This window comes from Chroococcidiopsis sp., assembly GCF_051657925.1.
GTDB lineage: Bacteria > Cyanobacteriota > Cyanobacteriia > Cyanobacteriales > Chroococcidiopsidaceae > Chroococcidiopsis.
In genome coordinates, this window is the sequence record NZ_JBOFLP010000275.1 from 1 (window position 1) to 8,804 (window position 8,804).

An 8,804-nucleotide genomic window follows, 5' to 3' on the forward strand; every position below is an offset into this window, starting at 1 on the left:
TGTAGAGACGCTACATGTAGCGTCTCTACAACTCTTCTTTAGCCCCTCTTCTAATGGCTGCGGCTGAAGAAGATGGCAGCCATGATAATAAAAAATAAAAGCGTGAGAGGAACCCAAAGATTGGGAAGGTCTGAGCTGCTCATACGAGAAGGTTTACAGATAGCCGAGAGGGGTTTGGGCAGTTGGGAACATTCTCTATGAAAATAGATAACGCCGATTGGGGTAGTAGGGAAAGACAACAGCAGGAATAAAAGAATTTCAAAATATACAATTCATCGTATCCTTGAGGCATAAGGGCTGTCGAGCTAGTAGATCTGTGTAGAGCCACGGAACGTCTCGACTTGTCACAATGAATGAAGTATTGCAAAATAGGGGGATACGATGTCTCCAGATTTACTCATCTGGCTGCAAGAGCGAACGGCGCTATCGGTGCTATCGTCAGAGGTATTAAATGCGATCGCCCAAGTTGCTGTAGAACGAGTTATCCCCGCTAACGAACGTCTGGTAATAGAAGACACTGACCCAGAAGCGCTTTATATTCTGCAACAAGGTCGCTTGGAAAGTAAACGCGCTAACCTGACTACTCCCGTATGGGCAATAAGTTTACTTTCTGGGTCGGCAATTAATCTCCAAGAATTAATTTTAGAACAGCCAGTGCAAAGAACGGTTACTGCCTTGACAGAATGTCACTTATGGGTAGTGCCAGCAACAGAATTTCGGCAGATTGTCGGACAATATCCTGAAATCTTTCAAACGATTTCGCGTCAGCTAGCCCAAGAATTAAGCCAATTAACATCAGCACTGTCCTACGAACAAGACCGAGCGATCGCCCTGCGCCCATATTTGGTTACTAAAGTCAAGCGCGGTATCATTGGTACAAGTCGTTATGCGGTGCGGCTGCGTCAAGAAATTAGAGAAGCAGCTAGTAACAAAAAATCAGTTCTCATTTTCGGCGAACCAGGACTGGAAAAAGACAACATCGCCACTTTGATTCATTTTGGTTCTCCTCAACGCCGCCAGCCGATTATTAAAGTTAACTGCAATTTACTGCAAACCAGTGGCGCAGATCTTTTCGGTCGTGTCGGCGGAAAGCCAGGGTTGCTGGAATGGCTGGGTGAAGGAACGCTAGTTCTGAATAATACTCAAGAACTGCCCGAAGAGTTAGTACCAAAAATCGCGCAGTTGCTCCAAAATGGCACTTATCAACCTGTCAGCCGTTCTGAAGATACACCAGATGTTACCCGCACAAGTCAAGCACGGATTTTAGCGATCGCCGAACGAACTCAACCCGCGATCGCGCGTTGTATCGGACAGACCATTAAAGTCCCACCACTACGGGTACGAAAAGCCGATCTTAAAGCTCTAGTAGAATATTACATCAGTTTATACACTCGCAGTGAGGGATTAGTCAAATCGCAAGTCGCACCCGAAGCCTTGCGTCGCCTGCAATCTTATGATTTTCCTGGTAACTTGAAAGAGTTACAAAGTTTAGTCGAACGGGCGCTCGTGCAGTCGGGAGAAGCGACAGAGTTAACGGAAGAAATTTTTTGGTCGGCACAAACTAAGAAAAAACAATTTCGCGTCAATTTACTAAATATTTACCCTAGTTTACGGCGATTTCTGCGCAGTTCTTGGTATCCAGACCGAATTAACTACGGCTTTACCTTGTGGTTTTTTGCCTTCATTGTCATTGTTTTATTTGTTGGTCCTCAACAGCGAGATAAAAATTTCGCCTTAAATATGTTTTGGGCTTGGTGGTGGCCCCTCATATTATTAGGATTTCCTTTTGTGGGTAGGTTATGGTGTGCGGTGTGTCCGTTTATGATTTACGGCGAAGTCACGCAAAAACTATCGCAATGGTTGTTTCCTCAACGGAAGTTGAAACAGTGGCATCGAGAACCAGCAGAAAAGTGGGGTGGATGGTTTTTATTCGGTTTATTTACGCTAATTTTTCTGTGGGAAGAACTGTGGAATTTGGAAAATACGGCTTATCTTTCTAGCTGTTTGCTATTACTAATTACAGCAGGAGCAATGATTTTTTCGGCAATTTTTGAACGGCGATTTTGGTGTCGCTATTTATGCCCAATTGGTGGTATGAACGGGCTATTTGCTAAGTTGTCGATGACAGAGTTAAGGGCGCAGCAAGGGACTTGTTCGGCTGAATGTACGACGTATCAATGTTACAAGGGTGGTCCTCAAAAAGGTGAGGGCATGGAAACTAATGGTTGTCCGTTGTATTCCCATCCGGCGCAGTTGGAAGATAATCGAGATTGCGTGTTGTGCATGACTTGTTTAAAAGCTTGTCCGCATCGTTCGGTTGAGTTTAATTTACGTCCGCCAGGGATTGAGTTGTGGACAACCCACGTCCCTCATAGTTATGAAGTTGCGCTGTTGTTGTTGTTGTTAGGCGGAATTTTTCTAAACCGTTTACCGGAAATTCAAGCCATTTTAGGTTTAGAAATCGATTTGACACAATTTTTTCCTCATTTAGGATTATCTTTGTTAGTCTTGTTGGTTCCGACTGGATTTGTCTTTTTAGTGCATGGATTGATGCGATCGCTTTATTGGCTAGTTAGCAAGACAAGATCTAAAAAAAGTCAGAATTGGCAAAAACCTAAACCGTTTCTGGAATTAGTCTATGGATATTTACCGTTGGTTTTGGGTGGAACATTAGCGCATTATCTACAGTTGGGATTGGGAGAAGCAGGAAGAATTTTACCCGTAACTTTTGCGACTTTTGGTTTGAGTGGAACGGGACTACCTATAGTGGTGGCTCATCCGGCTGTGATTGCATTTTTACAGGGAACAACGCTAGTTTTTTCTGTATTATTGACGGTGATATTGACGCAAAAAATTGCGCGTCAACCGATGCGGATGATGTTACCTCAGCATTTAGGAACTGTGATTATTGCTGCTAGTATTTGGGCGATCGTTGTGGGGAGATAGCGCCGAAACATGGATACTCAAACGAACTCATCTGTTGAATTTTTACAACTCCAAGCAGCTTCTTTACTAATATATCAATCTGTCTTAAAAGATGAAGTAGGACAGGCTTTTCTTAATTTACTGCGTTCTTTACGCCAAATCGATTTGTTACAGTCGTTGCGACACAGCGAGGTAGATGAAATAGGATGCGTTCGCGCTTATGGAAATTATTTTAAGGCGATCGCCACTTGCGATCGAACTTGGCAAGATTATTTAATTAGCCAAATTCTAATAGATGATAATCCGTTTTCACGTCAAATTCAAAATACCGAGCTAGCGGATTTACCACCATCTCTAATCGCTGCCGTGCAGCAAGATTTACAAGCTTTACAAAGCCTCTATCAATGTAGTAGCACTCAGTTAAGTCAGTGGGTACAAGCTGCAGCTAAACTAAATGTACCTCCGGTAGCTTGGACTGGAATACCTACAAAAACAGCTAGAGAAACAATTGGCGATCGCACCATTTACCACAAATTATCACAACTTGAAAACTGGGCGGATATTTTACCAGATTTAGCTGCATACTATCGCCAATATGGTACGGGTATCTTTGCTAAATATCAAGCTTTACGCTGGCAGTCGGGACAACTTATCGGTATTCCCCATGCCGATCCAGTGCAGTTACAGGAGTTGGTAGGATACGAGTATCAACGAGATACATTGAAAAAAAATACTGAATTCTTACTTGCAGGTTATCACGCCCTCCACGTTTTACTATACGGTAGTCGGGGTTCGGGAAAATCTTCTTTGGTAAAGGGATTGTTACATGAATATGGCGATCGCAACTTACGTTTAATTGAAGTCGCTAAAGCTGATTTAGCAGCTTTACCTGCAATTGTCGAGCAACTGCGGGGCGTGCCGCAAAAGTTTATTATATTCGTTGACGATCTCTCATTTGAAGAAGATGACGATGCTTTTAAAGCCTTGAAAGTCGTTTTAGAAGGCAATTTAACCGCCCGTCCCCAAAATGTTGTCGTTTATGCGACTTCTAACCGCCGTCATTTGGTCAGAGAAATGTTTGGCGATCGCCCCCGTCCGAGTCAGAATGAAGAAGTCGGCGTGTGGGATACGGTACAAGAAAAACTTTCATTTAGCGATCGCTTTGGTTTAACTTTAACTTTTGAACCAGCAAATCAGGACACTTATTTACATATCGTACGACATTTAGCAGCACTAGCCGAGCTAAATATTTCCCAGACAGATTTAGATTATCGTGCTTTACAATGGGCTACCCGTCACAACGGACGTTCTGGACGCACGGCTAGGCAATTTATAGACTTTTTACAAGCTGATTTGAATTTAGGCAATCGTGAATAAATTTTTAATAAGTTTATTTTCGCTAAAATACAAGAACTAAAGCTGTTATCAGTTTGTATAGGAGGAATCAATGGGATTTTATTCACAAAGAATCCTACCTTACCTGCTTGACTGGTCGTTGTCCGATCCGACTATGGCTCAATATCGAAAAGAAGTTTTGGCAAATGTGACGGGAGAAGTTTTAGAAATTGGTTTTGGTACGGGTTTAAATCTCTCTTACTATCCAGAAAACATTGATAAATTGGTAGCAATTGATGCTAATCCTGGCGTTCATAATCTTGCTCAAAAGCGCATCCAAAAATCCGGTATTACTGTAGACAATCGCGTGCTGAATGGCGAAAACTTGCCAATGGCAGATAATACATTTGATAGCGTTGTCAGTACTTGGACGTTGTGTAGTATCGCCAAAGTCGAACAAGCACTGCAAGAAATCTATCGGGTATTAAAACCAGGAGGAAAATTCTTTTTTGTAGAACACGGACTGAGTAATGAACCTCAAGTTCAAGTTTGGCAAAACCGCTTGACTCCAATCCAAAAAGTTATTGCCGATGGCTGTCACTTGAATCGTAATATTAGACAACTAGTAGAAAAACAATTCGATCTGGTAACTGTCAAAGAGTTTTACGCGGAGAAAATACCCAAATTTGTTGGTTATTTATATCAAGGTGTTGCTACTAAAGCTGTTTAATAAGTACTGATTACTGATAACTGACCAATATGCAAATTCCTCGCCTGCATCCCGATACAGTCGAACAAGTCAAACAAAGAGCTGATGTTGTTGATATCGTCTCGGAACACGTTGTTCTGCGCAAGCGTGGGAAAGATTTTGTCGGTTTATGCCCGTTTCATGATGAGAAAACCCCTAGTTTTAGTGTCAGCCCTGGCAAGCAAATGTATTATTGCTTTGGTTGCGGGGCTGGGGGGAATGCAATTACATTTTTGATGGAATTGGGCAAGACTTCTTTCAGTGAGGTGGTGCTGGATTTAGCACGGCGCTATTCCGTTCCCGTCCAAACTTTAGAACCCGAACAGAGACAAGAATTACAGCGTCAGATTTCGCTGCGAGAGCAATTATATGAGGTGATGGCTGTCGCCACGCAATTTTATTATCATGCTTTGCAGCAACATCAAGGGCAGTTAGCTTTAGATTATTTGCAACAAAAACGGCAGTTTAACTCAGAAACAATTCAGCAATTTAAGTTAGGATACGCGCCTGCGGGATGGGAAACTCTATATAGTTATTTGATAGAACAAAAACGATATCCCGTGCAGATAGTAGAACAGGCGGGATTGATCCGGCGGCGACAGTCAGGAGACGGGTACTACGATTATTTTCGCGATCGCATTATTATTCCGATCTGCGATTCGCAAGGACGATTTATCGGATTTGGGGGTAGAAGTTTAGGCGACGAACAACCGAAATATCTTAATTCTCCTGAGACAGATATTTTTAATAAGGGTAGAACTTTATTTTGTTTAGACAAAGCCAAAAACGAGATTGCCAAACAAGATCGGGTAGTAGTAGTAGAAGGATATTTCGATGCGATCGCCCTTCACGCTGCCGGAATTACTCACTCTGTCGCCTCGTTGGGAACGGCTTTGAGTATCGAACAAGTCCGCGCTTGTTTGCGTTATAGCGAATCAAAACAACTTATTCTTAATTTTGATGCAGATGCGGCAGGAACGCAAGCTACAGAAAGAGCAATAGGAGCGATCGCTAATCTTGCCTATCAAGGCGAAGTCAATTTACGAATTCTCAACTTACCAAATGGCAAAGATGCAGATGAATATCTCCACACTCATAGTTCAGAACATTACCGCGAACTTTTACATAATGCCCCGCTATGGCTCGATTGGCAGATCCAACAACTAGTAGCAAACCGAGATTTAAAGCAAGCACCGGAAGCACAACAAATTACGGTAAGTATGGTGAAGTTGTTACAGCAAATAAGCGACAGCAATCAACGCCAGCACTATATCCATCGTTGTGCCGAAATTTTAAGTTTAGGTGATGCCAGACTCGTACCGTTGTGGATTGAAAATTTATTAGATCGAGTTGCGCCGAATAGTTATCGCAAACCAGTTCCACCCAGAAGACAGCAACAAGCTAGCAATTCTCACTTACCTGTAGCAGGCGATCGCGCTTTACTGGAACAGGCAGAGGCAATTTTGTTACGAATTTACATACACCATCCAGAATACCGTCAGATCGTCACCGAAGCCCTACAAGAAAGAGATTTGCAATTCGATCTACCCCATCACACTTTTCTCTGGCAACAGATTTTAGAAAATCTAGAGACACAAAATTTTTCGTCTCCATCATCAGATTTAATTTCGCGGCTACAAGTAGAGTGTATGGAGTATGAAGGTGAAACAAAGGCGATCGCGCGTCTATTTCACCTAGATGAAAAGACACAAATCGAATTATCGCGCTTTGCCCAGGTAATTCAAGCAGCTACAGCTTGCATGGAACGAGTGCAGTGCGAAAAACGCTATCGTCAATTTCTCCAATTGTGGGAACAAACCGACGAAGCAACTGCACCAGAACAATCTCAGTCATATTTCGAGTCATTGCGGCAAGCCCAGCAACGGCTATTGGAATTGGACAAACAACGACAGTTTACGCTGGCAGATTTGATCTAACCACTGCTGTCTAATATTGAATTGTTGGAATCATTGGCATAAATTGTTGCAATAATTTGAATTCTCGCAAGGGCGGGTTTATCAGTATCTTCATTTAAAGTTAAAGATTGTTGGTGAAAACCCGCCCCTACAGTCAATTTTTGACTTTGCTTAATGCTTCAACACGATTCGATACCGTGCCTTACCGCTACGTAGGTGTTCCAATGCCTCATTTACTTGGTCAAAACTGAAGGTTTCAATTATAGGTTCGATCTGATGGCGGGTGGCAAAGTCGAGCATTTGGGTGACAGTAGCCGGACTACCCAAGGGACTGCCAGAGATCGATCGCTGAGCCATAATTAAGGGAAAAATTTCAGTAGAAATAGGGTTAGGAACCACACCCACAAAATGCAATCGTCCTTTAGGACGCAAACAGGCAATGTATGTACTCCAGTCTAGATCGGCATTTACAGTAGAAAGAATCAAGTCAAAAGAGCCTTCCACCGATTTAAGTGCATTTGGATCGCGGGAGTTGATGAAGTGGTTAGCACCCATTTCCCTTGCTTCTGGTTCCTTATCGGCGCTGCTGGAAAAGGCACTGACATCGCAGCCCCAAGCATGAAGAAATCTCAATGCCATGTGTCCCAAGCCGCCAATACCGATAACTCCAACGCGATCGGTAGGCTTAACATCAAATTGGACGATCGGGTTAAAAACCGTAATTCCGCCACAAAATAAGGGTCCTGCTGACACTGGCTGCATGGCATCGGGTAAGGGAGCAACCCAAGCTTCATGGGCGCGCACCTTGTCAGCAAAACCACCATAGCGACCGACGATTGTACCTTCTGCGGTGGCACAAAGGTTGTGATTGCCAGACATACACCATTCGCAAGTCATGCACGATCGCGAATACCATCCCAATCCGACACGCTGCCCGACTTGGAGTTTTTTGACGGCACTGCCAACATCCGCAATCTTGCCTACAACTTCGTGTCCTGGGACAAACGGGTATTGCGTCATGCCCCAGTCATTATGAAGCATACTCAAGTCGCTATGGCAAATCCCGCAGTATTCTACGTCGATCTCTACATCTTCACTACCGAGCGGTTTTGGATCGTACTCGAAAGGCTTGAGTTCTCCACCTTTTTCTAAAGCTGCGTAGGCACGAATCATCTATTAGTCCTCGTGAAATGACACGACAAGCTTCATCGTAAAAGATTGCGATAAAGATTGCGATCGCTTACGGACAGAATAAAGTATCGCGGGTGGCGCGTCCTGTAGTTGGGTTAACACCTTTAGCAACTTGACACAATTTATCTTGCACGTCGCGGCGCATCAAAACATCTGTGAAATCGGCTCCATCAATTACAGCACCATCAAATTTGGTATTTGCCGCAAATGCGCCTTCTAAAATAGCATCCTTTAAATTGGCTCTCGTTAAACGTGCCGAGTCTAGAGTGGCGCTTGCCAAATTCGCCCCCTCAAAATTTGCCGAATCTAAATTAGCAGCAAACAAGCTAACTCCTTCTAAATTAGAGTGACTGAAGTTGCTACTACGCAAATTGGCGTGGCTGAAGCTAGAGTCTGTCAAGTCGCGCCCAGAGAAATCTGTCTCGATCAAACTTTCTTTGTTGTAATCCAGCGCTACAGCAGGGGGAACAATAGCAAGAAGTACTGAAAATGCGATCGCACCCCACAGCACTACAGCGAATATAAGTTTCCCAATTCTATTTACCAACCCAGAATTCATAATCTTTTCAGCTCATGGCAAACCATCCTGCCTTTCATTATCCCGACATTGGCGTACTTGGAGAAGATCTAGTCGCTCGGTGGCTGCAATCTTCCGGTTGGGAAATCCTGCATCGTCGTTGGCGCTGTCC

General features: G+C 43.5%; 7 protein-coding genes. 5 read left to right on the forward strand and 2 right to left on the reverse strand.

Annotated elements, in window-relative coordinates:
* Positions 1-381: 381 nt before the first annotated feature.
* From ACRC32_RS22675 to dnaG, 4 genes are all read left to right on the forward strand, one after another.
* Positions 382-2,946, forward strand: a complete 2,565-nt coding sequence (locus tag ACRC32_RS22675) for a sigma 54-interacting transcriptional regulator (RefSeq protein ID WP_438556101.1) — start codon at positions 382-384, stop codon at positions 2,944-2,946.
* A 9-nt stretch (positions 2,947-2,955) separates the two neighbouring features.
* Positions 2,956-4,302: an ATP-binding protein gene (locus ACRC32_RS22680; protein ID WP_438556102.1), complete on the forward strand. Its 1,347-nt coding sequence runs from the start codon at positions 2,956-2,958 to the stop codon at positions 4,300-4,302.
* Between the two features lie 70 nt (positions 4,303-4,372).
* Positions 4,373-4,990: a class I SAM-dependent methyltransferase gene (locus ACRC32_RS22685; protein WP_438556103.1), complete on the forward strand. Its 618-nt coding sequence runs from the start codon at positions 4,373-4,375 to the stop codon at positions 4,988-4,990.
* A 29-nt stretch (positions 4,991-5,019) separates the two neighbouring features.
* On the forward strand, positions 5,020-6,945 hold the full coding sequence (gene dnaG, locus ACRC32_RS22690; protein WP_438556104.1) for a DNA primase: 1,926 nt from the start codon (positions 5,020-5,022) through the stop codon (positions 6,943-6,945).
* A 150-nt stretch (positions 6,946-7,095) separates the two neighbouring features.
* Here dnaG and ahr read toward each other — a convergent pair whose 3' ends face one another.
* Together ahr and ACRC32_RS22700 are read right to left on the reverse strand one after the other, a co-directional pair.
* A complete protein-coding gene (gene ahr / locus ACRC32_RS22695; protein WP_106169011.1) occupies positions 7,096-8,097 on the reverse strand; it encodes an NADPH-dependent aldehyde reductase Ahr in 1,002 nt (333 codons plus the stop codon).
* A 67-nt stretch (positions 8,098-8,164) separates the two neighbouring features.
* Complete coding sequence (locus ACRC32_RS22700; RefSeq protein ID WP_438556105.1) at positions 8,165-8,674, reverse strand: pentapeptide repeat-containing protein; 510 nt, start codon at positions 8,672-8,674, stop codon at positions 8,165-8,167.
* A gap of 14 nt (positions 8,675-8,688) precedes the next feature.
* Here ACRC32_RS22700 and ACRC32_RS22705 point away from each other — a divergent pair.
* A partial coding sequence (locus tag ACRC32_RS22705) for a YraN family protein (protein ID WP_438556106.1) occupies positions 8,689-8,804 on the forward strand: 116 nt, incomplete at its 3' end.

Excerpts from the sequence above, each read along its gene's own strand:
- ACRC32_RS22675 (WP_438556101.1), top strand. The coding sequence starts at position 382 with ATGTCTCCAGATTTACTCATCTGGCTGCAAGAGCGAACGGCGCTATCG.
- ACRC32_RS22680 (WP_438556102.1), top strand. The coding sequence starts at position 2,956 with ATGGATACTCAAACGAACTCATCTGTTGAATTTTTACAACTCCAAGCA.
- ACRC32_RS22685 (WP_438556103.1), top strand. The coding sequence starts at position 4,373 with ATGGGATTTTATTCACAAAGAATCCTACCTTACCTGCTTGACTGGTCG.
- dnaG (WP_438556104.1), top strand. The coding sequence starts at position 5,020 with ATGCAAATTCCTCGCCTGCATCCCGATACAGTCGAACAAGTCAAACAA.
- ahr (WP_106169011.1), bottom strand. The coding sequence starts at position 8,097 with ATGATTCGTGCCTACGCAGCTTTAGAAAAAGGTGGAGAACTCAAGCCT.
- ACRC32_RS22700 (WP_438556105.1), bottom strand. The coding sequence starts at position 8,674 with ATGAATTCTGGGTTGGTAAATAGAATTGGGAAACTTATATTCGCTGTA.